The sequence below is a fragment of the Nostoc sp. DSM 114167 genome, assembly GCF_052692655.1.
Genome location: NZ_CP195116.1, coordinates 7,689,965 through 7,712,331, shown reverse-complemented (window position 1 = coordinate 7,712,331; position 22,367 = coordinate 7,689,965). Strand labels below are relative to the sequence as shown.

Here is a 22,367-nt window from a genome sequence, read left to right as displayed (position 1 = left end):
CACACCGATATTATTCTAAGTTTCATTTGAGTAATCACCGCCAGAACCATACTTCCAAGCATCAACCAAACGATGCCAATAATATTGTTGTTCGTTCGGTTGATTCTTAATCCATGTTTCTAGCATTGGACTTAGCGAAAGCAAGGCAGTGTATACACCTAAATTACTGTAATGTAACATCCAATCTAACAAACTTGCCAAACCTACTTGTGGAATTATCTTGACAACTAATAGAGGATGATATAAACCAGTTTTTAACAGTGTTTGCGTTAATGCCGAAAATTGCACTATATCTTGTAAAAATGGTTTTAACACTGGCGTACCCAATTGTTGCATTTCTTGAAATACTGCTGAGAGTAATTGGTTAATTTGATCTGGGGCAATTTTCTGATTTACACCAACACTCATCGCCCTTTGAAACAACCAGGTAACAGTCAAACTTGGCTGATAGGGTTGCAGCAGTGTTAACGCTTTTGCAGATAATTGTTCTGTTTCTAGCGCTTCCTTGATGCCATAAGTTAAACGCTTCAGGTGACGCACCATTGCCCCAAAACCTCCAAAACTCAAGGGAGATTGACTACCACTGCTATCTCCGGCTGGGAGAATGCGATTCCAAGGAGTTTTTAAGGGACTTTGGCGATAGGTGGGAAAGAAGCCAAATAGTGCCCGTTGAAATTTCAGGTTGCTTAATTCCACTCCCTGATATTCTGGTAACAGACGCAGATATTCCTCAAATAGAGTTTCTAAACTCAAGCGTTGAGCATCTGCATCCATGTAGGTAAACAAGTAAGTTGTTCTGCCATCCCTGGCTGGAAAGGCTTCCCAGAAGTATTGGCATTGATTTTGCAACTCAGTGAATGATAATAATAAATCGCCTGAGTTATTTTCAGGAAAACCTTGGGCGCAACTTCCGACAACTAAGCATAAAGCATCTGGTTTTTTGCCTTGGCGTGCTTGTTGGCTGATGGGTGAAAAATGTCCCATCGCGTCGATTAATAAGCGAGTTTTGAATTGGTTATTTACCATCACCCCATCGGGATGAACCACGGCTTCGCTAAAGGGTGTGTTTTCTAACAACTTTCCCCCGGCGGCGAGAAATCGGGTTTTCAAGGTAGCGAGTAGATAAACTGGATCTACGCCGATATTCAAGACATCCTCTACCCAAACTTCTGTACCGCCAGCAAAACTAACTCGCGCTGGGTTATATTGAGTGGCGATCGCACTCACTAATTCTTCCTCAGTCAGCAAGTTCAATTCCACAAATACATCTAATTCTTTGCGAGAAATATTCCACTCTTGTTCCCTCCCCCGCAAAATACCCCGTTCCAGCAACGCCACCCGCAACCCCTTCACCGCCAAGGCGCAACCAATTAAAATGCCCAAAGTGCCACCGCAGATAAGCACATCGAAGTCTTTATCGCCTAAAGGCTGTTGACTTTCTTTAACTAACGTTGGTACTGGTGCGGAGTTTTCACGCACAGATGTTAAGATGCGATCGCCTTGGCGCAATCCTTTTAAAACATCGCCGGGTAATTGGGAAAGAATTTCTTCAGTTAAAGACATTTTGGAAAAATTTAACTCTACATTCCAAAACTACCTGAGAATGAAGAAAGTAGATACGATATTATTTTTGGAGAGCTACAAGCGTGGTCAACAATAATAATCAAATACTACCATTACCCTTAGAGGTTGACACAGAAGAGTTAGAAGGCGTTGTGCAGGTGTTAGCAAACGTAACTAAGCTCCCTACTGAAGTGGTTAAGCCACATTTAGATGCATTACTTGAGCAGTTGATGAAATTAAAACAGGAGCAACCATTTTACAAAACTGCAACGGCTTTTGAGTGGATAACAGCTTTTCGGGAATGGGCACAGAGCCATAAAAGAGATACGCCCTTACTATCAGAGTATGCTTTAAGTCGGGCAGGAATATACGATGATGAGGAATCGGAAGATATTTAAGTGACTTATCTTGTCGATACCAACTTATTGCTACTAAGCTTTTATTAGGATAAAAATACGATGGATAGTATAAAAATCCGGTTGCATGTGGGTAAAGATGGTATTTTACATTTAGATATCCCAGTAGAAATGCCAGATACAGAAATTGAAGTTACGGTAACAATTCAAAGAGTTACACCACAACAACGGGGCTGGATGCCTGGGTTTTTTGAAGAGGTAATTGGTGGTTGGGTAGGAAAACCGCTAGAACGGGCAGAACAGGGAGAATACGAAACTAGGGAGCCGCTATTTTGATTTATCTGCTCGATTCTAATGTCTGTATCCGCTTAATAAATAATAGTAGTCCTGCGGTAACAACTCGACTGGCATCCCAACAACCAGAAGATATTTTAGTTTCTACAATAACCCAATTAGAACTTTACTATGGTGCTTACCGTAGTGCCCAACAGGAGAGAAATTTAGAAATATTGCAACGTTTTTTTAGTCAGTTTATTCTTATACCTTTAGACCCAGAAGCCGCAAGGATAGCAGGGAGAATTCGGGCTGAGTTAGCGGCTAGTGGTACGCCGATTGGCCCTTATGATGTGCAGATTGCAGCTATTGCAATGGCGAATAATTTGATAGTGGTTACGCATAATACAAAAGAATTTGGTCGAGTGAATGGGTTGCAGATTGAAGATTGGGAGGAAAAGAGTTGACCAGCATTGTAAGAAATTGAATTTACCACAATAGGTAATTTCAATCTTTGATTAATTATTCTTGAACACCTAAAGACTGTTAATTTTCTTTAACTAACTGTGGTGTGGGTACAGAGTTTTCGCGCACAGATGTAAGGATGCGATCGCCTTGACGCAATCCTTTTAAAACATCGCCTGGTAATTGGGAAAGAATTTCTTCAGTTAAAGACATTTTGGAAAAATTCAAATGTGAAGAAATATTTTGCCAACAGCATCAGTAAAGCTTCAAAAAACTCGCATCCTCTACCCCCTCAATTCACCTTACCTGCGCCAAGAGTGCGATCGCCATCCTCTAAGAAAATAGGCAAGCGATCGCACTAATAACGCTATATATTAAGTTAACTTCTCATCTTATTTAGCAGTGACAAGCTGACCTGTAAAGAAGAATGACCCACCATTTTGTCCATTACCTTGTAGTGGATTCCCTTGTAGAGGAAACAGACGAAGCTCAATTGTCCCTTCTACTGTTTGAGTTATCGGATTAAAAGTAGCTTTATAATCATTTCTTGCAATACCGCTACCGCCCTTGTTTGAAAGACTAAAGTTGAGTGCCCTACCTATAATCGCCTTCTTTCCATTACACGCCCAAGTACCCACAGATGTGGTAAAAGGATCAAACTGACCCGTAACACCACCTTGATTTGAGTCACTACTAATCAAGTTGCCTTCTTCAGTAAGAGCGATCAGCGCGCGTGAAGCAAACTTTCCTGTTTTATCTTTAATTGTCACGAGGTATGTACCAGCGACAAATTTGCTGCAAACTTTCAGTTCAGACTTGGTATCGACAGAGTCAGCCTTGACTTTTTGAATGCTCCAGATATCCAAAATGCTCGCTGTGGAAAGTACACCAATTGTTAATCCAAGCAAAGTTTTACGAATTTTCATGAGAAACAGTAGTAAAGAATTTATGAAACCTACTTAGAAACATATACAGAAACAAGAAACATTTTTGGTAAATTTTGGTTAACGCCTGATTAAAAAAGCGATGTCTGCGACGGGCTACTCGGCGTCGCGTGTCTTGCCAATGAGAGCTAAATTGTAAACTCACGTTAAATTATCCCAAACCGAACAGTTTAGAAATCGCAGGCAATAATTTATTACCCGCTTCCACCAGAGAAGCAACAGCAGGTAAGCCGGTAAATATTCCTTTCAACATGGTGATTGCAGTTTTTGCCGTCTTTTGCTTAGTAGATTCTTGAGGACTTTTACCCGCTTCTGCTAAAGCTTTCACCTGTTCTAGCGCTTCGGTTTTGTCTTCTTCTGACAAATATGTGGATTGTATAATTGCATCTTGCAACTGCGACAATAATTCTTTGATTCCTGGTTTCTCGGCATCGGTTGCATCAGGTAACTCATTGAGGGCAATACTCACGTTACCGCTAATGGTTCCTAGATTAGCAATAGAATTATTGCCAGCGATACCGCTAACATTACTGCTGCCTTGAATACTGATGCCGCTGATATCTGACATATTTGTATCTCCTTGAGTATAAAATTTTGGCTGCTTGAGAGCAGTATCTACCATATTTTCTAAACTAATAATGCGCTTATCTTTTTCTACCAGCAATAATTGCTGACTCTGCGATAAAGCTTTGAGTTGATTATAGTCATCAAAATATTCTGCACTCAGTTGAGATTTATCGCTACCTGCGGCGGTTTTGGCTCTGAGCAAGATTTTATCATCGCCGCGTTTCTCCATTGCCACGATTTCTAACTCAGCTTCGGGATGATTTTCGGCAAGGTTTTTGAAAGCAATGGCAACGGCGCGGGGGTCAACGCCTTGATTATGGTAAAGGTCGAGGGTGTCAAAAATTGGTTTGATAAAGTCGGCAAAATCCCCGTCTGCAAATACCTCTTGTTTATTATCAGGTTTGCGGAGGGGATCGGGGTCTTCTTTGGTGGGTAAGCGCATGAAGATATATTCACACCTCACCCCATGCAATTTAGTTGTATTTGTAATGCCCCAATCTTCAATGTACGCGCCTGTAAGTGTTGCACCTGTTAAATCTGTGCCGTCTAATTGGGTTTGCTTTAGTTTTGCTCTCGACAAATTGGCATCTTGCAAGTTGGCTTCACTGAGATCGGCGCCAATAAAGCTGGCATCTGCTAAATTTGCTGATTGTAAGTTGATACCCCGCAGGTTTTGACGCTCAAAGTTTTTGCCCTGTCCCTTTCCTGTAACCAGCAGTTGGCGTATTTGTGGGTTTTGAAGATAAGTTAAACCAGGACGAACACGGTCAAGCATTTTGGCTTGATGCCAACGGCTACAAATAAGAATAGTGTTTCGGAAATCTGTACTTTTGAGTGTGGCTTGGGTGAAATCAGCATTGGTTAAGTTAGCGTTACGAAAACTTGTACCTCCTGTTGCAGCAAAGGCGATCGCAAAATTGCGAATTAAGGAGTATTTTTGATCTCCTTTCATGGCTCGCCAGCTGATGTAGATACTAAATAAAGTTCCGGCTCCGGCGACGGCGAAGGCGAAGGCGAAGGCTCCGGCGAAGGCGAAGTCGAAGGCTCCGGCGACGGCGACGGCTCCGGCGAAGGCGACGGCGACGGCGAAGGCTCCGGCGAAGGCGAAGGCGACGGCGAAGGCTCCGGCGAAGGCGAAGGCGACGGCGAAGGCTCCGGCGAAGGCGAAGGCGACGGCTCCGGCGACGGCGACGGCGAAGGCTCCGGCTCCGGCTCCGGCTCCGGTGAAGGCTCCGGCGAAGGCTCCGGCGTAGACCACGGCAAAGGCTCCGGCGAAGGCGAAGGCGACGGCTCCTAAACCAGCTATTATTCCTTGGCGAATTGTGATGAAGAAAAAGGCAATCAATGTGATTAGAGCAACCCAGCCTGCAATCTGATTATCACTGGATGAGTTAAATATCAGCGACACCAAGTAACCATTGATAGCCCAAAAAAATCCTGACAGTCCCGACAATAAGAATGAGATAATAACTAAACCAATTGCCCAACGTCGTTGCAGTCCAGCTTTGGCGTGGCTGAGGTTTGCCCTTGTCAGGTTGGCGTTGGTGAAGTTTGCCCCTCGGATGTCGGCATAGCTAAAGTTGACACCCGCAAGGTCTTGTCCTTTGAAGTTGCGTCCTCGGAGATTTTGACCGGAGAAGTCTAAAGCCATGTTCCACTTTACAGAGGTGAGCAAATTTTACTACACCCTCACCCCTGTAAATTCAGGAATGGTTAGATATATTTGTTAGTTGAGCTTCAAAGGTGCAACTTCGAGGATAAAAGGTGCAATTTCGAGGATAAAAGGTGCAATTTCGAGGATAAAAGGTGCAACTTCGAGGCTCAGAAGGTCAACATTGAGCCTCAGAAGGTCAACATTGAGCCTCAGAAGGTCATCGTTGAGCCTCAGAAGGTCAACGTCGAGGCTCAGAAGGTCAACGTCGAGCCTCAGAAGGTCAACATTGAGCTTCAAAGGCTCATTTATTGCACTTTTTTATTAAAGTGCGATGTGCAACTTAATATTTTGACCTCTCTCCAAACCTCTCTCCTAAAAGGAGAGAGGCTTTGATTTTTGCTCTCCAACGCTAGTCTACGGTGTACACACAAGTTTGAAATAGCTGATAAATCTGGGTTTTACCCCACCCTAACCCTCACGCCACTTGACGGCAGTTGCTCCACTTGGGGAGACCCCAAGACCGCACTGCCTCCTCCACTTGGGGAAACCCCAAGACCGCAGTGGCTCACCTTAGAAAGGGGAGGGAACTAGATTTTCTTGTTTCCCCCCAATATATCGCTACGGTGTATACACAAGTCCTAAAAACCTAGCTTGATAAGACTTTCCTCGTTCCCAGTCTTCGACTGGGAATGCATTCATTGAGTCTCTGACTCAATATCTGACTGGAGGCAGAGCCTCAACGAGAAGCATTCTCATGCTCTGCATGAGAACGAGACAAACGAAAGAACAATGGAAAATCAAACTTTTTTTGACTTGTGTATACACGGTAGCCTTTTTAAGGGGGGCTAGGGGGATCAAGCGAAATATTTAATACTTCTTATACATCCTCTTAGGTGCTGCTCTGGCAGTTGTTCAATTGCGTCAAAGATAGCTTGTTTCCTTGTCATGGCGATCGCTCAATGTCGCTTTCAGGTTGTTAATATTTTATCTGCGAAACTGCGGTTCGCTCACGCCCAGAAACAATAGCCAAGTTTATTATGTGGATATAGGCACTACACAATAACTTGCATTACAGGAAATACTGATGGAACGTTCAAAATTAATTGCTATTCTTACAGGTGCGATTTCGGTCATTTTAGCGATCGCCTACCTCATCGTAGTCCAATTGCTAGACTACCGAGATATGAAACCCGCCCCCATCAGCCAAGTTGACTCACCACCTGCCATTACTATCTCTCACTGGCAGGTTGACAAAATCACCAAAATATAAATTACATTTAGTCGATTCGTAGAGACGCGATTGATTGCGTCTCTTGTCATTTATATAAATTGATAAAACTAATGATAACTATTGATTGATCCCTCATACGATGCATAGATAAGAATAAATACCTATTTTTCCTTGTTGAAATAGTTGCTTATATAAGAAATAATTAGAGTTATTATCTTAAATTTATTTAATTAACTAATTCCCTTTTGACAGATATAACGGTAAGCTGTTTTTAACAAAATTAAATAAACATAAATTTGTATGTTCTGCGTAGGCGTCGTCCATCGTAGATCATCGCTGAATTAACTGGGATCAACGCCAGTTGACTAAAAACCCATAATTTTTGATCTAAATCTTAGAGGTGAGTTAATGGCTCAGTTTCTACTAGAGACTGTTTGGCTTGTTCCGTGCTATGCCTTAATAGGTGGCTTGTTAGCCGTGCCTTGGTCGCCAGGGATCATTCGGAAAACAGGGCCAAGACCGGCGGGTTATGTAAACTTGGTGATGACATTTTTGGCGTTTGTACATAGTGCGATCGCCTTACAAGCAACTTGGAATTATCCAGCCCAAGAAGTATTTATTCCTTGGTTATCTACGGCTGGTTTAGACTTAACCATTGCTTTGGATATATCCTCAGTCAGTATCAGTGCTTTGGTTGTAATTACTGGCATGAACTTGCTGGCGCAAATTTATGCGATCGGCTACATGGAAATGGATTGGGGTTGGGGACGTTTCTATTCGTTGTTGGGATTATTTGAAGCGGGATTATGTGCCCTTGCTTTGTGTAATAACTTGTTCTTCAGCTATGTAATTCTGGAAATCTTGACGCTGGGAACTTATTTACTAGTCGGCTTATGGTTTAGCCAGCCTTTGGTAGTTTCCGGTGCAAGAGACGCGTTTTTAACCAAACGGGTGGGAGACTTATTCTTGCTGATGGGCGTGTTGGCATTATGGCCTTTAGCTGGAACTTGGAATTATACAGAATTAGCCCAATGGGCGGCTACTGCTAACGTCAACCCGACAACTATGGCGCTGGTAAGTTTAGCTTTAATTGCTGGGCCGATGGGTAAATGTGCCCAATTTCCCCTGCATTTATGGCTAGATGAAGCGATGGAAGGCCCGGTTCCCAGTACGATTTTGCGGAACTCGGTAGTAGTAGCTAGTGGTGCATGGGTGCTGATTAAATTGCAACCGGTGTTAACCATCTCGCCCATAGCTTCCTCAGCGATGGTTGCCATTGGTGCGGTGACAGCCCTGGGTGCTTCTTTAATTGCGATCGCTCAAATCGATATGAAACGCTGCCAATCCTATTCTGTCAGCGCATACATGGGTTTAATATTCATCGCCGTGGGAGTGCAACAAGACGAAGCAGCACTATTATTAGTTCTCACCCACGCCATATCCGCAGCACTATTGGTAATGAGTACCGGCGGAATTATCTGGAATAGCATCACCCAAGACGTAACCCAAATGGGTGGACTGTGGAAACGTCGCCCAATGTCTGGAATTGCTTTTATTGTCGGCAGTTTGGGGTTAATTGGTTTTCCACCACTGGGTAGCTTTTGGGCACTGATGGAATTAGCAGATGGGTTATGGGAAACTCAACCTTGGTTAGTCGGAATCATCATCGTGGTAAATGCTTTGACAGCTGTGAGTTTAACCAGAGAATTCGTTTTAGTTTTTGGCGGGAAAGCTACACAAATGACAGAGCGATCGCCTGAAGCTCACTGGCCGATGGTTCTGCCGATGATGATTCTACTTGGCTTTAGTCTCAATCTGCCTTTCATCTTGCAAAATTTATCACTTTTACCAGATTGGGCAAGCCTAAATAAAGATGTCGCACTACTTTTAAATTGGTCAAGTATTTTCGGTTGCAGTATCACTGGTGTGATTTATTTCAGCAAGATTCCCAAACCGATTCGTCTGCCTTGGAAAGGGTTACAAGACTTAATCGCATACGATTTTTATACGCCCAATATCTATCGAATGACGATTATTTTCAGCGTTGCCAAAATTTCCCAACTTGCCGATATGATTGACCGCTTCGTAGTTGATGGCATCGTTAACTTCGTTGGTTTATTTTCGCTATTAGGTGGTGAAGGTCTAAAATACAGCAACTCTGGACAAACCCAATTTTATGCATTTACTGTGCTTCTAGGAGTGAGTCTTTTAGGAATGTGGGTAACTTGGCAATTTTGGGGAATGCAGTTTTTAAATTTGGTTTTTCAAATCTCGACAATTGGATAGCAGTTACTATCCTACTAAAAGTCGGCAGTTTAATATGGTGAGGAGAATTTCATGAGCAGACAATATCCCCAAATCAATGTTTCTAGAAGAGGTTTATTGAAGTTTGGTGCAGGTGCGATCGGTACAGGTGTATTGACAGCCGGACTGGGTTCCAACTTACTTGCAGCCGAAACCAAATCAGTACCAGACGATCTTACACCTGATAAGGCACTGCAAGAGTTATTAGATGGAAACGATCGGTTTGTTAAAGCAAGACGGCGCAATCCTAACCAAACTCAATCACGTTTAGTCGAAATTGCCAAAGGTCAAAAGCCCTTTGCTTCTATTCTAGGCTGTGCAGATTCACGAGTACCTTCAGAAATTGTTTTTGACCAAGGACTTGGAGATTTATTTGTCTGCCGGATAGCTGGTAATATTGCCACAACACAGCAAATTGGTAGTTTAGAATTTGGTAGCTTAGTGTTAGGTACCAAAGTCATTATGGTCGTGGGGCATGAAAGATGCGGTGCAGTAGAGGCGGCGATTAAAGGTGCTCAAGTACCAGGGCGAATTGGAAGTTTGCTTGAAGCTATAAAACCAAGTGTAGAAAGCTCAAAAGATAAATCAGGAGATAAGTTAGAAAATGCTTGTAAAGCAAATATTTTGGCGCAAATTGAAAAATTGAAATCATCGACAGTTTTATCTGAGTTAATCAAAGCAGAAAAACTGAAAATAGTCGGTGGTTATTACGATTTAGATACTGGAAGAATCAGTTTAGTAAGTTAGCTTTTTTGTCCTTTGTCCTACCCTGCGGGAAGCCCTTCGGGTTCAGCAGTCGCTCATGGGGGAAACCCCCAAGACCGCGCTACTTCACCGCTGGCGCGTCTATGTCATTAGTCATTGGCTAAAAGTTAAGTCATAAAGCAATACAGTTCAGTTAAGCTTGAAAATTATACTGATGTATGTTGGATTGAACAACTTAGCTTGCTTCTTATTTGCGTAGCGTTTCCAAAGAAGAAAAGTAAACCAACATTATCGAGACTTTGTTGGGTAATGCATACGCTCAATCCAATCTATTATTCTCTTAACTGAAGCGTATTGAGTCACAAAGGACAAAGGACAAAGGACAAATGACAAATACTTCGACTTTGCTCAGTACAAGTGACAAAGAACAAAGGACAAAATTCCCATGTTAAGTGTCTTGATTTGGCTGCCGATTTTTGTTGCTATTATCATAGCAATATTACCTGGAAGTATACCGAAGCATCGCATTCGTTTAATAGCATTAATATTTTCGGGAATAGTTCTATTCTGGAACCTGTTTATCCTACTAAAATTTGATATCAGCAATCCAGGAATGCAATTTAAAGAGTATTTACCTTGGAATGAAACCCTTGGGTTGAGCTATCAAATAGGTGTTGATGGGCTTTCTATCTTGATGTTGGTGTTAAATAGCCTGCTCACCTGGATTGCTATTTACAGCAGTAGTCAAGAAACTGAACGTCCCCGGCTATTCTACTCCATGATTTTATTAGTTAGTGGAGGAGTCGCAGGTGCTTTTTTAGCAGAGAATTTGTTGCTATTTTTCCTATTTTACGAACTAGAATTAATCCCCTTCTATTTGCTAATTTCCATTTGGGGAGGGGCAAAACGGGCTTATGCTGGAATGAAATTCCTGATTTATACTGCTGTTTCGGGAGCCTTAATTCTGGCAACATTCTTGGGTATGGTATGGCTTAGTGGTTCTACCAATTTTGCTTTTGATGCAGTCTCTACAGAAAACCTCTCAACAGCAAAGCAAATCCTTTTACTAGCAGGAATAGTATTAGGTTTTGGGATTAAAATTCCCTTAATTCCTTTCCATACTTGGCTACCCGATGCTTACGTTGAAGCTTCAGCACCAATTGCCATTCTTCTCGGTGGCGTGTTAGCAAAGCTGGGAACTTATGGATTGTTGCGATTTGGGTTGGGTATGTTTCCCCATGCTTGGAGCATTATTGCACCGACCTTGGCAATTTGGGGAGCAATCAGCGCCATCTATGGGGCAGTAATTGCGATCGCTCAAAAAGATATCAAGCGCATGGTAGCATACAGTTCCGTTGGTCACATGGGCTATATCTTGCTAGCTGGTGCCGCTAGTACTCCCTTAGCACTTGTGGGTGCAGTCGCCCAAATGTTCAGCCACGGTATTATTTTGGCGATTCTCTTCCACTTGGTAGGAGTTGTAGAAGCCAAAGTCGGTACACGCGAGTTAGATAAACTCAACGGTTTAATGAGTCCTATACGCGGTATACCCTTAATTAGCGCTTTATTAGTTTTAAGCGGAATGGCTAGCGCAGGTATTCCCGGTTTAACAGGATTTATTGCCGAATTTCTCGTCTTTCAAGGTAGTTTCTCTATCTTTCCCATCCCGACAATTTTGTGTGTAGTCGCTAGTGGATTAACCGCAGTTTATTTTGTCATCCTCCTCAACCGCACTTGTTTTGGCAGACTCGATAACTTCGCTTACTATCCCAAAGTTCTGTGGCCTGAAAAAATCCCCGCTTTAATTTTGGCAGTTTTCATCATCTTTTTAGGAGTACAACCCACTTGGTTAGTGCGTTGGAGTGAATCCACAACTACAACAATGGTGGCTGCAATTCCCCCCTTGGAAAAAACCGTAATCTCTGATGTCGCCCTGAAATAAAAAATACATCGAAACACTTGTAGAGACGGCGATTTATCGCGTCTCAAAATCTATCCCCCTAAACGCGAGAAATTGCGTTTCAAAACCTATCCCCCAGACGCGATAAATCGCGTCTCTATCAATACCATGACAGCAATTAAAACAGCGATTAAATTACCTCCTTCTACACATGAATTTGCCGAAGTAATTCACCGCTTAGAAGCTGGCGGTGCAATGTTACCCGATACTCCAGAAAATTTGATGCAAATCATCGGTTTATACAAAGCTTATGCTGTACCGATGGATTTCTACTGGCGCGACCTACTTTATATTGCCGAACGCGAATTTTTAAACCCGCTTCCCTTTTTTAAATACTTCTTACCCAAAGAGTATTTAGAACGGCATAATCATTATGCTGGTGATGATGCCGATTTACGAATTTGGCGCGGCGAAGCTACTGCACATCCAGAACTTTTGGCATTTCTGGAAAAGGGTGAAACTTTCAAAATGCCAAAGTTGTTGCATCACTTGTTGCACGATCGCATTAACATGGAATTTGCGGAAGCTTGTATGCGGGCGATGTTGTGGCACAGAGGGATGGGTGGACAATTTGACCCTTACCTCGATTCAGACGAATACAAAGCCAACGCCGATAGAGCAATTAAAGCTTACTTCCAAGGGAACCCCGTGATGCTGGGGCTTTACAAGCTGTTCCCCGATATGTTTTTGGAACAGTGCCGCCAGATGTCATACTACGCGAATCTGGGCTTATTCTGGGAAATCATGGCCCCAGTATTCTTTGAAATGTCCGATCGCTATGACGAAGGTACCATTAGCAGCGTCCCAGAGGCGATGAGCTTCATAGTTAATGGTATATTTGCGATCGCAGGTCGTCCCATTTACCATCACGTTTATATTCGTGGTGAATGCTACGAAATTATCCCCAAATCTAAGGGTTTCATGTGGCTATACGAAGCTGCATTACCTTATGTAGAAGCAGTTTTCTACCGCACTGCACCCTTTAGAGGCACAAAATCTTATAATGCTCAAGCGGGTCAAGTGCCGGCAGACCAAAAAGATTTTCACTATGGTATTCTTTACGCTGATGTATTCCCAGTGGGTACTGCTGGCATTCCCCCGACATTATTAATGCAAGATATGCTGCATTTTTTACCACCATATCTTGTTGATTACTACAGCCAACATTGCCGCGGTGAAGAAGATATGTTGATTCAGTTAGGAGTGAGTTTTCAACGCTCAATGTACTGCGTCACTTCTGCGGTAATTCAAGCTTTGCGAACTGCACTTTTATATCCATTAGATGACCAAAATCCCAAACATTTACAAGCTAATCGAGACTTTTTTGAAATGCAGCTAAATCGCTTTACCCGTGCTGACTACAATATTCGTGATGCTGCTCGTTTAAGGAGCATTCAAAGTCAAGATTATCGCTAAAATATCTCCATCTAAAACCTTTGTAGAGACGTATCACTGCTACGTCTCTACATTCTTTTATCCCAGGTGTATAATAGACCTCTTGCAAAAATATGTTTTTGCACTTTTAGGGTAAAGGGTAAAGGTTAAAGGGAAAGGATTTTGAGTTTCTTTACCCTTTTCCCCCTTGCCCTTTACCCCGACAAATGCCAAGAAGTCTAAAGTAAAGCTAATAGCTATGAGTAATTTCAAATACTTACAATTTCATCGAGTGTAGCCCAAGAGGGAAGCAACCCAGCCAATGAAGGCGCTACCAAAGACTAACCATGCAGCATTGATGCGAAAGTGAATGGCTAAAATGGCTGAGACGATCGCGATCGCCAAACCGAGAAAATCTACAAATGGGGCTTGTGGTAATGTTAAAGTTACTGCCCCCAGTTGCAGAGTAGTTACAACCATTAACGCTACAGCACTAACATTCACAGCATCCAAAAATGCTCTAGTCCAAGAAGAAGCTCGTAAGCGTGGAATTAGAGGATTTAGGGCAGCAACGAAAACAAAAGAAGGTAGAAAAATTCCGATTGTGGCAACAATTGCACCAGGTATGCCAGCAATCACATAACCGATAAACGTCGCAGTGGAAAGTACTGGCCCAGGGGTAAATTGACCAATTGCGATCGCATCTAATAACTGCTGTTGTGTCAGCCAGCCGTATTCTTGAACTAATCCCCCTTGCAGAAAAGCCACCAAAAGGTAGCCACCACCAAACAAGACACTACCAACTTTCAGAAAAAACCAACCCAACTGCCATAAAGAAACGTTGGCGACAGTTGATGCAGTAGCTACCGATGTAGCAAGTACAGCAGATGCTTTCAAAGTCGCACCTGTGCTAAGACTAGCAATGAGAAAATTGGCTTTATCTCCTGGTTTATCGTGTTTATCGCCAGAATGTAACCAAACCATCCCCAGCAATCCCCCAATTAATAGGGCAATTACTTCATTTAATTTGAATAACAATGTCAGCAATGCCACAGCGAAAGCGATTACTAGTAATTGGCGAGTTTTCACAGCCTTTTTGGCCAAGCCCCACAGGGCATTGATGATGATTGCTAAAACAGCTGGTTTAATCCCATAAAGTAAAGGAGCAATTTGGGGTAGACTACCGTAGGCAACATAAACCCCAGCAAACCCACCAGTAATTAAAACCGCAGGTAAGACAAAACAGACGCCTGACACAATCAGCCCCAGCCATCCTGCATAAATGTATCCTATGTGGATAGCCATTTCTGTGGAATTTGGCCCAGGAATTAGGTTAGTTGCGCCCAGCAAATCTAGAAAATGCTCCCTTGTCAACCATTGACGCCGCTTAACCACTTCATCTTCAATCATGGCAATATGAGCAACCGGGCCCCCAAAGCCGATGACGCCCAATTTAAAAAACAGGTTGGCGAGTTCACCCAAACGACTTGGTGCTGAGTTAGTCATTTTTGCTTGGCAATATACTTTTCAAGTAAGAATTGCTTGAGGTGGGGTTGTTCTAAATTTAAACCAAGCTCTTGCGCTTTCTGACTAATTTCCTCATAAGTCAAACCTTCACTAATAGCATTGGCAATCAAGGCAATACCACTAGCCCTTGCTCCAGCAGCACAGTGAATTAAAATTGGTTTGGGTAAGTTCTCAATCTCCTGAATTGCTAACTCTGTTTGCTCTTGATTTGCTTCTGAAGGCTTTAATGGCACATTAGCATATTGCAGTCCAGCCGCTTCAGCTTGCTGCTGCTCGTCACTGAGAAAACCAGCTTCATCGGGATAACGCAGGTTCAGCACTGACTTAAATCCCTCTTGGGCTGCCTGTTTTAACTCTTCAGAAGTTAGTTGGGGAGCAGCGCTCAAGTCGTGACTAACTTTTTTAGTGTTGCTCATAATCTTTAAACACACTATTTTCGATAGCTTTATCGTAGTTTATTCTATAAACTATTTATAGAGCAATTTTTGTAGGGTGCTTTCGCCTAAAATACAAATGCCTTGACTACTATATATATAATCGATCGCTTCAACGAAAGAATCAGATTTAAAAGGCTGCGATCGCTCTACTTAAATTTAAAAAGCCCTGATAAAAGTTCAGGGCTTTGCTTTATATGCGGTTTATTAAATGCCAGCCTAAAATTTGTGCTAGCGCTTTTCTATAGAATTAATCATCCCTGAATCGCTTGCTTAAAGATAGCGGAGAACTACCCAATTTTTACCTGGGTAGCTATTTAATAAAGTCTTTAGATTTGTATATATCTCCACTGTGCGCTCGCTTCTTGGTAAAATTCCCTTATCCTTTGGTATTTGGTTACACCACGTTAAATATGAGTAGGTAAGTGCTAACTAACCTGAGTAAAACCAAATTCAGTTTTCTTGAGATTTTCTTTACGAGCATGAACTATAACGTACCACCTCCGATGAGGATAAATCTCCGCCCTGCTACCTTGGCCGATTTGGATCTGCTGCGACATTGGGATGAGCAACCTCATGTGGTAGAATCCGATCCTAATGATGACTGGGGCTGGGAGACAGAACTTGACCGCACTCCTGAATGGAGAGAGCAATTGATTGCTGAAATTGATGGTCGCCCCATCGGATTTATTCAGATCATCGATCCGGCACGTGAGGATAGTCACTACTGGGGTGATGTTCCGGCGAATCTTCGCGCTATTGATATCTGGATTGGGGAAGAGAGTGATTTGGGCAAAGGCTATGGAACCCAAATGATGCAGCTTGCACTTGCTCGATGTTTTGCTGACCCGCAAGTGATAGCTGTACTCGTCGATCCACTTGCTAGCAATACCCGCGTCCACTGCTTTTATGAACGTTTTGGTTTCCAATTTGTCGAGTCTCGACGATTTGGTGACGATGACTGCTTCGTTTATCGTATGAACCGACTAGATTGGCATCATGAAGATGTCACGGCAGCACATTAAACCTCTTGCAAAAAGCACTTTTTGCAAGAGATGGGAAAAGGGTAAAGGTTAAGGGGGAAGGGCAAAATACAGAACCTTTCCCTTTCCCCCCGCCCCCTATCCCCAGAGGAGACCCCACCTTCCCCTTTACCCTTTCCCCTTTACCCTTTCCCCTTTACCCTTTCCCCTTTCCCCTTTCCCCGAACCCTATTGGGTGATGCTGAACCTTAGGGCTGAACTTCGCGCAGTCGGCGCTCCAGAAAGCGGCGTTCGCTGTCATTTGTAACCAGCATAAGCGCGATCGCGTAGCTCTCTGCGGCTGACGCTGAAGCTCCGATGCGGCGCAGCATCTCGGCACGGGTGGCGTGAAATAGATGATAGTCATGAAGTTGGGGAGCAAGCCGATCAATGAGTTCGAGGGTCGTCTGAGGACTTTCTATCATTGAGATCGCCACCGCCCGATTCAGCGACACAATCGGCGAGGGCTGCAAGCTCTCAAGCAAATCATAGAGGCGGACAATTTGTAACCAGTCCGTTTCTTCTGCTTGTGCTGCTTGACAATGTAGTGCTGCGATCGCTGCTTGCACTGCAAACGAACCAATCTCGCCCCGCAATGCCTCTTCCACGAGCGGTAGCGCCTCAGCAATCTGCTGTTGATTCCAGCGACTACGATCCTGATCTTCGAGCAACACCAGATCGCCTGCCTCATCCAAACGGGCATCGCGTCGGGAGTCGTGCAGCAACATCAGCGCCAAGAGTGCAGTCACTTCTGAGGGCGGTTGCGGTGCCATCAACGTCCTTACGAGGCGAGCCAGCCGAATCGCTTCTGTACAGAGGTCAGCCCTCATCATCGTCTCGCCCCTAGTCGTCGCGTAGCCCTCATTGAAAATCAGATAGATCGCCGTCAGTACTGCGTCTACCCGCACAGACAGATCGGTTGTGTCCGGCACTTTATAGGGAATACCTGCATCCCGAATCTTGCGTTTGGCGCGTACCAGTCGTTGCGCCATCGTTGTCGTGGGCACGAGAAACGCCCGCGCAATTTCGTCTGTTTCAAGTCCGCCCAGCAGCCGCAGCGTCAAAGCAACCTGCGCCTCGATCGCCAGTGCTGGGTGGCAGCAAGTAAAGATCAGCCGCAGCCGATCGTCTGGAATTTCGTCTGTATCGTAAGTTGGCTCCTCGCGGGTTGGGATTAACCCAGAGGCGGCGTACCATTCCAATTTTTCCGTCAGCCGTGTCCGCCGTCGGAGGCGATCGATGGCTTTGTATCGGGCTGTTTTGACGATCCACGCACGGGGGAGATCGGGCACGCCGCTCGATTGCCATTGATTCACGGCGGCGATAAAGGCTTCCTGTACCGCTTCTTCAGCTACATCGAAATCCCCCACCAACCGGATGAGGATGGCGACGATCCGCCCCCATTCAGCCCGGTAAAGGGAGGCGATCGCTTGTTTTACGTCTGTTTTTGCGTTTGGGATCATACCTGAATTGAAGGAGGCAGGGGGCAGGGGGCAGGGGGCAGGGGGCGGTTTTTCTCTTTTCTTCGATAAAAATTTTTGGCGAGGTGTCGATTTGAGTTAGCGCCGTTCGACTTACTAACAAAGGGGAACAAGGGAGGTATACCCAGATCGTACTAAAGGATAAAAATTTTTGGCGAGGTGTCGATTTGAGTCAGCACCGTTCGACTTACTGACAAAGGGAAGTAATACCAATTCTCTAAAATGAGGCAACACTTTCAAACCCCGAAAGCCATGCCATATCTGACTTTCTTAATTACAAACTACGAATTACGAATTGGTATAACAACGGGAAATAAAGGAGGCAACCTGATGAAATATTTGCTGCTGATTTACCTGGAGGAAAATGCCCTGAGCCAAACTGAACGGGAACATTGTTATGTTGAATCCGCGCAACTGGCACAACAACTCAACTCGAAGGGGCAATATCTCGCAACCGCCCCACTCCACCCTGTGGCAACTGCAACCAGCGTTCGGGTGCGCGACGGCAAACCACTAATAACTGACGGGCCGTTTGCAGAAACTCGCGAACAATTGGGCGGTTTTTTTCTGATTAATGCTCAGGATCTCGACGAAGCGATCGCGATCGCTTCGCGGATTCCAGGCGCGCACGTCGGCACCGTTGAAATTCGACCTGTGATTGAAGTTGCAGGCTTGCCAGAAAATTCGTAACTGCACTCAACCTCAACCCAAAAGGAGAGATGACAATGACAACTAAAAACGCGATCGCAACTAACGAAGTTCAGATTCGCCAACTAATTGCCGAGCAACAACGCGCCATCTGCACCAAGAATGTTGAGCAAATCATGTCTCACTATGCCAACGAGATTATCGTCTTCGATGTTAAACCTCCTTTCCAAACCCAAGGAAGAGATGCTTGGAGTCAAGTGTGGAAAGAATGTTTGCCTTACTTCCCCGATACCTTTGAGATTGAAACACGAGACCTGAAGATTACCGCCAGTGAAGACTTAGCGGTTGCACACTGGCTATTTCGCTTCACAGGAAGCCAAGACCATCCGGCAATGCAGACGTGGATGCGCGTCACCGCTGTTTGCCAGAAAAATCAAGGCGAATGGCAGATATTACACGAACATCTCTCGGTTCCATTCGATCCAGAGACTTCTCAAGCTGTATTCACCTTAAACCCATAGCCCAATCTACTGAGCCAAGGCAATGAAACTCAATCCTTATCTCATGTTCAACGGCAACTGTGAGGCAGCGTTCAAGTTATATGAACACTGTCTTGGCGGCAAAATTGTCATGATGATGACCCACAAAGATGCGCCCTCAGCCGAGCATATACCTGTCGAATGGCATGACAAAATCATGCACGTCTGCCTCGACCTGGGCGATCGCCTCTTGATGGGGTCTGACAGCCCGCCTGGATATTTTGAAACACCCCAAGGCTTTTACGTGCAAATCAGCGTTGACGAGCCAGCGGAGGCAGAACGCATCTTTCATATCCTGGCAGAAAACGGAAAAGTGAAAATGCCGATCGATCAAACCTTTTGGTCTGTCCGCTTTGGGATGTTGGTCGATCAATTCGGTATTCCGTGGATGGTCAATTGCCAGAAAACTGCTTGACTTGTGGGGAGGCGCTTATAGGCGTCTTCCCTAGAGTAAAACCTCAGCACTTTTTCGCCAATCCTTTACTGTGCAATAATTCAAAAGAAGAACCCATGAGTACTCAAATTTTCGTTAATCTGCCAGTCAAAAACCTCAATCAATCGATCGAGTTCTTTACTCAACTCGGCTTTGAGTTTAATTCTCAATTCACTGACGAAACTACCACCTGTATGATTGTGTCCGAAAACATTTTCGTCATGCTCTTAAACCATGAAAAGTTTAAGACGTTTACTCCCAAAGAAATTTGTGATGCCACAAAAAGCACAGAAGTGCTTGTGTGTTTATCTTGTGATAGCCGAGAACAAGTTGATGAAATGATTCGCAAAGCTGTCGCCGCTGGTGGAACAACCTACAATGAACCGCAAGATCACGGTTTTATGTATGGACATGGATTTGCTGACTTAGATGGCCACATTTGGGAAATTATCTATATGGAGCCAAGCGCAATAAATCAAGGTTGATTGCAGACATCTAAATCATATCATGTCCGGTTGAAGACTTATCATTTAAAGGGCAGTTCTTGCAGGGGGCAGGGGGCAGGGGGAAAGAGACTTTTGGGATTTTTGCACAGATACGGTAATCATAAGTGATTAGCCGGACATGATATAATACTGCAAGTAAATAGGGCACGCGGTAGGGACGCAAGGCCTTGTGCCCCTACGATAGGTGTGGTTCAAATACAGCCGTAGTTACACAGGTTAGAACATTTAGAAAGAATGAATGCTAGAGTTAGCAATAGTTTTACCTCCAGCAAGAACTGCCTTCTGCTATACACGAATAACTGCTGTAATACACAAATGCAAATATTCCTACCTTTTTCAAATAGCTCTTTGCCGCAGATGTCGCCCATCAAAGCCTTGCTTAATCCAATCCAAACATTCATATTCAGATTTGAATAACTTTGGAGCTGCAATATTATTTAATAACTCTGGTGGATAATGGTCATAAAAATATTTGTCTCCTTCTTGGAAGATGATAATCAAATTGTTCCGATAAACATAGCGAGACTTAAAACTATCCCCCCGATGAACAAACTCGGAATTTCGATCGATATGCTCTTTAGCAATATCAATGATGTTACTAACGTCACTTCCATAGATTTCTGCTGGATTTTCTGCTTTATGAAATTTGCTTCTGTGCCCAATTTCAGATAGCATTTTATACGAATAAATTTCGTAATTATCGGCTTTGCCAAAAACAAATGGAATTATGAGATATCCTTTATATGAGACTGAATTTTCATAAAGAAGACGACTCATCTCAACCTCCTTTGGTAGAACTGCTCTGAAAAAATTTTTCTTTAACAGAAAAGTATTACAACCCTAATTATCTACTAAATACGATCGCCATAAACTGAGTTGATTAGGGGGATACTCAAGGTTATTCCAAGGTAAGGGGGGAACTGGTGTGCCACTTTGTTCTAATAGCTGTTGGAAGTGACGGGCCGTGCTGGGCGATCGCGCTTCTATTGGACAATGGACAAAGAAATAAATTCGCACTCCCATCTGTAACCATTGCTGAATCTGCCTTACCCACTCTTCCATAAATGGCTGATTCACTGATAAATTCGGATGAGAAATAAACCGAATCAGAGCAAAAGGTGCTGTCACACTCAATTGCAACGGTAATTTCGGTTTACGCCGTTCCGATTGCAACTGGGGGTCATCATCTCCAGTGTAAATCGGGCGCGAGTCTAACAATACTCGTCCGACACCTAAATTTTCTAAAAGCGCTGTCAAATTACTAGCATGGGGTTCCTTGAACCAGTCGGGATGCCGAACTTCCACTGCTAGGGGTGCTTCTGTACGCGGCCAAGCTTCTAGAAAGTTGGACAAATCATCAAGTAATGCAGGTGCATAGCCCGGTGGTAACTGGGCAAAAATTGGGCCAAGATGCTTACCTAAAGGGCGCATCGCCTCCAGAAATTTTAAAGCAGCTGGAATATAAGGTTTCAGCAATCCTTGATGGGTAATATCTCGCGGTAATTTTAGACAAAATTCAAAACCTGTTGGTGTTTCGGCAGCCCAACGAGTTACAGTTTCTTGCTTAGGCACGGCATAAAAGGTCGTGTTACCTTCTACAGTGGTGAAGCGACGGCTGTAGAGATGGAGAAAATCAGCAGTGGGAGTACCTTGGGGATAGAGTTCGCCTACCCAACCTTTATATGCCCAAACAGCACAACCGATAAAAAAGTTCACAATGCCTAAAAGCCTCGATGTATCATATTTAATTCTACACGCAGATTGTAGGGATAGATAAAGCTAGGTCAGATTCCCGACTTGTGAAAAAAAAATCACAGATTTTTTATCAAAATGCTTGATTGCTTTCTCATTTCAGTAGATTTAGCAAGCAAAAAGGCACATTGCTTTCTCAAAATGCTTGATTGCTTTCTCATTTCGGTAAATTCAGCAAGCAAAAAGGCATATTGCTTTCTCAAAATGCTTGATTGCTTTCTCATTTCGGTAGATTCAGCAAGCAAAAAGGCATATTGCTTTCTCAAAATGCTTGATTGCTTTCTCATTTCGGTAAATTCAGCAAGCAAAAAGACATATTGCTTTCTCAAAATGCTTGATTGCTTTCTCATTTCGGTAGATTCAGCAAGCAAAAAGGCATATTGCTTTCTTATTTCGGTAGATCGCGTACTCATTGTAGTGTTTTAGGCAAGCAAACAGGCATATAGCAGTTTTCAATTGGATTGCATAGGAGTCATTTATGCACCAATACGTTTCAGTTAAGGGTTATACCAATTTGAAAAAAGAATGCGACAAATAGATCATTTGTAGAAACGCGATTTATCGCGTCTTTAGCCAAGGATATGTTGCAATCATTAATTGAATTGGTATTATTAGTCTGGATAACTGGT

The 22,367-nt window shown here is 43.6% G+C and carries 25 protein-coding genes; 14 read left to right on the top strand and 11 right to left on the bottom strand.

What is annotated here, in order from left to right; translation table 11 throughout:
* Nucleotides 1–15: 15 nt before the first annotated feature.
* A complete protein-coding gene (locus NSTC731_RS32430) occupies nt 16–1,563 on the bottom strand; it encodes an FAD-dependent oxidoreductase (RefSeq protein ID WP_445628537.1) in 1,548 nt (515 codons plus the stop codon).
* An 83-nt stretch (nt 1,564–1,646) separates the two neighbouring features.
* Between NSTC731_RS32430 and NSTC731_RS32425 the strand changes: the two genes are divergently transcribed.
* The 3 genes from NSTC731_RS32425 to vapC are packed head-to-tail and all read left to right on the top strand — an operon-like array spanning nt 1,647 to nt 2,659.
* Entirely contained in the window at nt 1,647–1,961 is a 315-nt protein-coding gene (locus NSTC731_RS32425; protein ID WP_445628536.1) for a hypothetical protein, read from the top strand.
* A 60-nt stretch (nt 1,962–2,021) separates the two neighbouring features.
* Complete coding sequence (locus NSTC731_RS32420; protein WP_445628535.1) at nt 2,022–2,255, top strand: hypothetical protein; 234 nt, start codon at nt 2,022–2,024, stop codon at nt 2,253–2,255.
* On the top strand, nt 2,252–2,659 hold the full coding sequence (vapC, locus tag NSTC731_RS32415; protein WP_445628534.1) for a type II toxin-antitoxin system tRNA(fMet)-specific endonuclease VapC: 408 nt from the start codon (nt 2,252–2,254) through the stop codon (nt 2,657–2,659). Before NSTC731_RS32420 ends, vapC begins: the two co-directional genes overlap by 4 nt.
* Before the next feature lie 79 nt (nt 2,660–2,738).
* Here vapC and NSTC731_RS32410 read toward each other — a convergent pair whose 3' ends face one another.
* The gene (locus NSTC731_RS32410; protein ID WP_445632272.1) at nt 2,739–2,870 is read right to left on the bottom strand and encodes a hypothetical protein; all 132 of its coding nucleotides are present in this window, start codon (nt 2,868–2,870) and stop codon (nt 2,739–2,741) included.
* A gap of 17 nt (nt 2,871–2,887) precedes the next feature.
* On the opposite strand from NSTC731_RS32410, the gene NSTC731_RS32405 reads away from it, so the two are divergent.
* Nucleotides 2,888–3,019, top strand: a complete 132-nt coding sequence (locus tag NSTC731_RS32405; RefSeq protein ID WP_445628533.1) for a hypothetical protein — start codon at nt 2,888–2,890, stop codon at nt 3,017–3,019.
* Between the two features lie 30 nt (nt 3,020–3,049).
* On the opposite strand, the gene NSTC731_RS32400 is transcribed toward NSTC731_RS32405, so the two are convergent.
* The 3 genes from NSTC731_RS32400 to NSTC731_RS32390 form a co-directional block, all read right to left on the bottom strand.
* Nucleotides 3,050–3,583, bottom strand: coding sequence for a hypothetical protein (locus NSTC731_RS32400; protein ID WP_445628532.1), 534 nt, complete (start codon nt 3,581–3,583; stop codon nt 3,050–3,052).
* Nucleotides 3,584–3,752: 169 nt separating this feature from the next.
* Nucleotides 3,753–5,819, bottom strand: a complete 2,067-nt coding sequence (locus NSTC731_RS32395; protein WP_445628531.1) for a pentapeptide repeat-containing protein — start codon at nt 5,817–5,819, stop codon at nt 3,753–3,755.
* Between the two features lie 75 nt (nt 5,820–5,894).
* Entirely contained in the window at nt 5,895–6,119 is a 225-nt protein-coding gene (locus NSTC731_RS32390; RefSeq protein ID WP_445628530.1) for a hypothetical protein, read from the bottom strand.
* A gap of 787 nt (nt 6,120–6,906) precedes the next feature.
* Between NSTC731_RS32390 and NSTC731_RS32385 the strand changes: the two genes are divergently transcribed.
* The 5 genes from NSTC731_RS32385 to NSTC731_RS32365 all read left to right on the top strand — a co-directional run bounded on the left by NSTC731_RS32385 (nt 6,907) and on the right by NSTC731_RS32365 (nt 13,438).
* Nucleotides 6,907–7,092 (top strand): hypothetical protein, encoded by a 186-nt coding sequence (locus NSTC731_RS32385; RefSeq protein WP_322674485.1) that lies wholly within the window; start codon nt 6,907–6,909, stop codon nt 7,090–7,092.
* Between the two features lie 369 nt (nt 7,093–7,461).
* Complete coding sequence (locus tag NSTC731_RS32380) at nt 7,462–9,339, top strand: NAD(P)H-quinone oxidoreductase subunit F (protein WP_445628529.1); 1,878 nt, start codon at nt 7,462–7,464, stop codon at nt 9,337–9,339.
* Between the two features lie 51 nt (nt 9,340–9,390).
* Nucleotides 9,391–10,104: a carbonic anhydrase gene (locus NSTC731_RS32375; protein WP_445628528.1), complete on the top strand. Its 714-nt coding sequence runs from the start codon at nt 9,391–9,393 to the stop codon at nt 10,102–10,104.
* Nucleotides 10,105–10,507: 403 nt separating this feature from the next.
* A complete protein-coding gene (locus NSTC731_RS32370) occupies nt 10,508–12,004 on the top strand; it encodes an NADH-quinone oxidoreductase subunit M (protein ID WP_445628527.1) in 1,497 nt (498 codons plus the stop codon).
* A gap of 126 nt (nt 12,005–12,130) precedes the next feature.
* A complete protein-coding gene (locus NSTC731_RS32365) occupies nt 12,131–13,438 on the top strand; it encodes a CO2 hydration protein (protein WP_445632223.1) in 1,308 nt (435 codons plus the stop codon).
* A gap of 243 nt (nt 13,439–13,681) precedes the next feature.
* Here the strand turns inward: NSTC731_RS32365 and chrA are convergent, their stop codons facing one another.
* Together chrA and NSTC731_RS32355 are read right to left on the bottom strand one after the other, a co-directional pair.
* Nucleotides 13,682–14,902: a chromate efflux transporter gene (chrA, locus tag NSTC731_RS32360; RefSeq protein WP_445628526.1), complete on the bottom strand. Its 1,221-nt coding sequence runs from the start codon at nt 14,900–14,902 to the stop codon at nt 13,682–13,684.
* Entirely contained in the window at nt 14,899–15,339 is a 441-nt protein-coding gene (locus NSTC731_RS32355) for a beta-lactamase hydrolase domain-containing protein (RefSeq protein WP_445628525.1), read from the bottom strand. The genes chrA and NSTC731_RS32355 overlap by 4 nt, the downstream gene beginning before the upstream one ends.
* Before the next feature lie 500 nt (nt 15,340–15,839).
* Here NSTC731_RS32355 and NSTC731_RS32350 point away from each other — a divergent pair, with 500 nt between their 5' ends.
* Nucleotides 15,840–16,382 (top strand): GNAT family N-acetyltransferase, encoded by a 543-nt coding sequence (locus tag NSTC731_RS32350; protein WP_445628524.1) that lies wholly within the window; start codon nt 15,840–15,842, stop codon nt 16,380–16,382.
* A 206-nt stretch (nt 16,383–16,588) separates the two neighbouring features.
* On the opposite strand, the gene NSTC731_RS32345 is transcribed toward NSTC731_RS32350, so the two are convergent.
* Entirely contained in the window at nt 16,589–17,842 is a 1,254-nt protein-coding gene (locus NSTC731_RS32345) for an RNA polymerase sigma factor (protein ID WP_445628523.1), read from the bottom strand.
* A gap of 240 nt (nt 17,843–18,082) precedes the next feature.
* Between NSTC731_RS32345 and NSTC731_RS32340 the strand changes: the two genes are divergently transcribed.
* The 4 genes from NSTC731_RS32340 to NSTC731_RS32325 all read left to right on the top strand — a co-directional run bounded on the left by NSTC731_RS32340 (nt 18,083) and on the right by NSTC731_RS32325 (nt 19,965).
* Nucleotides 18,083–18,550 carry a YciI family protein gene (locus tag NSTC731_RS32340; RefSeq protein ID WP_445628522.1) on the top strand — a complete coding sequence of 156 codons (468 nt, stop codon included), beginning with the start codon at nt 18,083–18,085 and terminating at the stop codon, nt 18,548–18,550.
* 35 nt (nt 18,551–18,585) lie between these two features.
* A complete protein-coding gene (locus tag NSTC731_RS32335) occupies nt 18,586–19,029 on the top strand; it encodes a YybH family protein (protein ID WP_445628521.1) in 444 nt (147 codons plus the stop codon).
* 22 nt (nt 19,030–19,051) lie between these two features.
* Nucleotides 19,052–19,462 (top strand): VOC family protein, encoded by a 411-nt coding sequence (locus tag NSTC731_RS32330; RefSeq protein ID WP_445628520.1) that lies wholly within the window; start codon nt 19,052–19,054, stop codon nt 19,460–19,462.
* Nucleotides 19,463–19,557: 95 nt separating this feature from the next.
* Nucleotides 19,558–19,965, top strand: coding sequence for a VOC family protein (locus tag NSTC731_RS32325; RefSeq protein ID WP_445628519.1), 408 nt, complete (start codon nt 19,558–19,560; stop codon nt 19,963–19,965).
* A gap of 357 nt (nt 19,966–20,322) precedes the next feature.
* Here NSTC731_RS32325 and NSTC731_RS32320 read toward each other — a convergent pair whose 3' ends face one another.
* The 3 genes from NSTC731_RS32320 to NSTC731_RS32310 form a co-directional block, all read right to left on the bottom strand.
* Nucleotides 20,323–20,763: a hypothetical protein gene (locus tag NSTC731_RS32320; RefSeq protein WP_445628518.1), complete on the bottom strand. Its 441-nt coding sequence runs from the start codon at nt 20,761–20,763 to the stop codon at nt 20,323–20,325.
* 63 nt (nt 20,764–20,826) lie between these two features.
* Complete coding sequence (locus NSTC731_RS32315; protein WP_445628517.1) at nt 20,827–21,702, bottom strand: DUF72 domain-containing protein; 876 nt, start codon at nt 21,700–21,702, stop codon at nt 20,827–20,829.
* A 95-nt stretch (nt 21,703–21,797) separates the two neighbouring features.
* Nucleotides 21,798–22,151 (bottom strand): hypothetical protein, encoded by a 354-nt coding sequence (locus NSTC731_RS32310; RefSeq protein ID WP_445628516.1) that lies wholly within the window; start codon nt 22,149–22,151, stop codon nt 21,798–21,800.
* Between the last annotated feature and the right edge of the window lie 216 nt (nt 22,152–22,367).

Excerpts from the sequence above, each read along its gene's own strand:
- NSTC731_RS32340 (WP_445628522.1), top strand. The coding sequence starts at position 18,083 with ATGAGGCAACACTTTCAAACCCCGAAAGCCATGCCATATCTGACTTTC.
- NSTC731_RS32385 (WP_322674485.1), top strand. The coding sequence starts at position 6,907 with ATGGAACGTTCAAAATTAATTGCTATTCTTACAGGTGCGATTTCGGTC.
- NSTC731_RS32410 (WP_445632272.1), bottom strand. The coding sequence starts at position 2,870 with ATGTCTTTAACTGAAGAAATTCTTTCCCAATTACCAGGCGATGTTTTA.
- NSTC731_RS32380 (WP_445628529.1), top strand. The coding sequence starts at position 7,462 with ATGGCTCAGTTTCTACTAGAGACTGTTTGGCTTGTTCCGTGCTATGCC.
- NSTC731_RS32365 (WP_445632223.1), top strand. The coding sequence starts at position 12,131 with ATGACAGCAATTAAAACAGCGATTAAATTACCTCCTTCTACACATGAA.
- NSTC731_RS32430 (WP_445628537.1), bottom strand. The coding sequence starts at position 1,563 with ATGTCTTTAACTGAAGAAATTCTTTCCCAATTACCCGGCGATGTTTTA.
- NSTC731_RS32400 (WP_445628532.1), bottom strand. The coding sequence starts at position 3,583 with ATGAAAATTCGTAAAACTTTGCTTGGATTAACAATTGGTGTACTTTCC.
- NSTC731_RS32420 (WP_445628535.1), top strand. The coding sequence starts at position 2,022 with ATGGATAGTATAAAAATCCGGTTGCATGTGGGTAAAGATGGTATTTTA.
- NSTC731_RS32350 (WP_445628524.1), top strand. The coding sequence starts at position 15,840 with ATGAACTATAACGTACCACCTCCGATGAGGATAAATCTCCGCCCTGCT.
- NSTC731_RS32335 (WP_445628521.1), top strand. The coding sequence starts at position 18,586 with ATGACAACTAAAAACGCGATCGCAACTAACGAAGTTCAGATTCGCCAA.
- NSTC731_RS32320 (WP_445628518.1), bottom strand. The coding sequence starts at position 20,763 with ATGAGTCGTCTTCTTTATGAAAATTCAGTCTCATATAAAGGATATCTC.
- chrA (WP_445628526.1), bottom strand. The coding sequence starts at position 14,902 with ATGACTAACTCAGCACCAAGTCGTTTGGGTGAACTCGCCAACCTGTTT.
- NSTC731_RS32325 (WP_445628519.1), top strand. The coding sequence starts at position 19,558 with ATGAGTACTCAAATTTTCGTTAATCTGCCAGTCAAAAACCTCAATCAA.
- NSTC731_RS32395 (WP_445628531.1), bottom strand. The coding sequence starts at position 5,819 with ATGGCTTTAGACTTCTCCGGTCAAAATCTCCGAGGACGCAACTTCAAA.
- NSTC731_RS32330 (WP_445628520.1), top strand. The coding sequence starts at position 19,052 with ATGAAACTCAATCCTTATCTCATGTTCAACGGCAACTGTGAGGCAGCG.
- NSTC731_RS32355 (WP_445628525.1), bottom strand. The coding sequence starts at position 15,339 with ATGAGCAACACTAAAAAAGTTAGTCACGACTTGAGCGCTGCTCCCCAA.
- NSTC731_RS32310 (WP_445628516.1), bottom strand. The coding sequence starts at position 22,151 with ATGAGTACGCGATCTACCGAAATAAGAAAGCAATATGCCTTTTTGCTT.
- NSTC731_RS32345 (WP_445628523.1), bottom strand. The coding sequence starts at position 17,842 with ATGATCCCAAACGCAAAAACAGACGTAAAACAAGCGATCGCCTCCCTT.
- NSTC731_RS32370 (WP_445628527.1), top strand. The coding sequence starts at position 10,508 with ATGTTAAGTGTCTTGATTTGGCTGCCGATTTTTGTTGCTATTATCATA.
- NSTC731_RS32375 (WP_445628528.1), top strand. The coding sequence starts at position 9,391 with ATGAGCAGACAATATCCCCAAATCAATGTTTCTAGAAGAGGTTTATTG.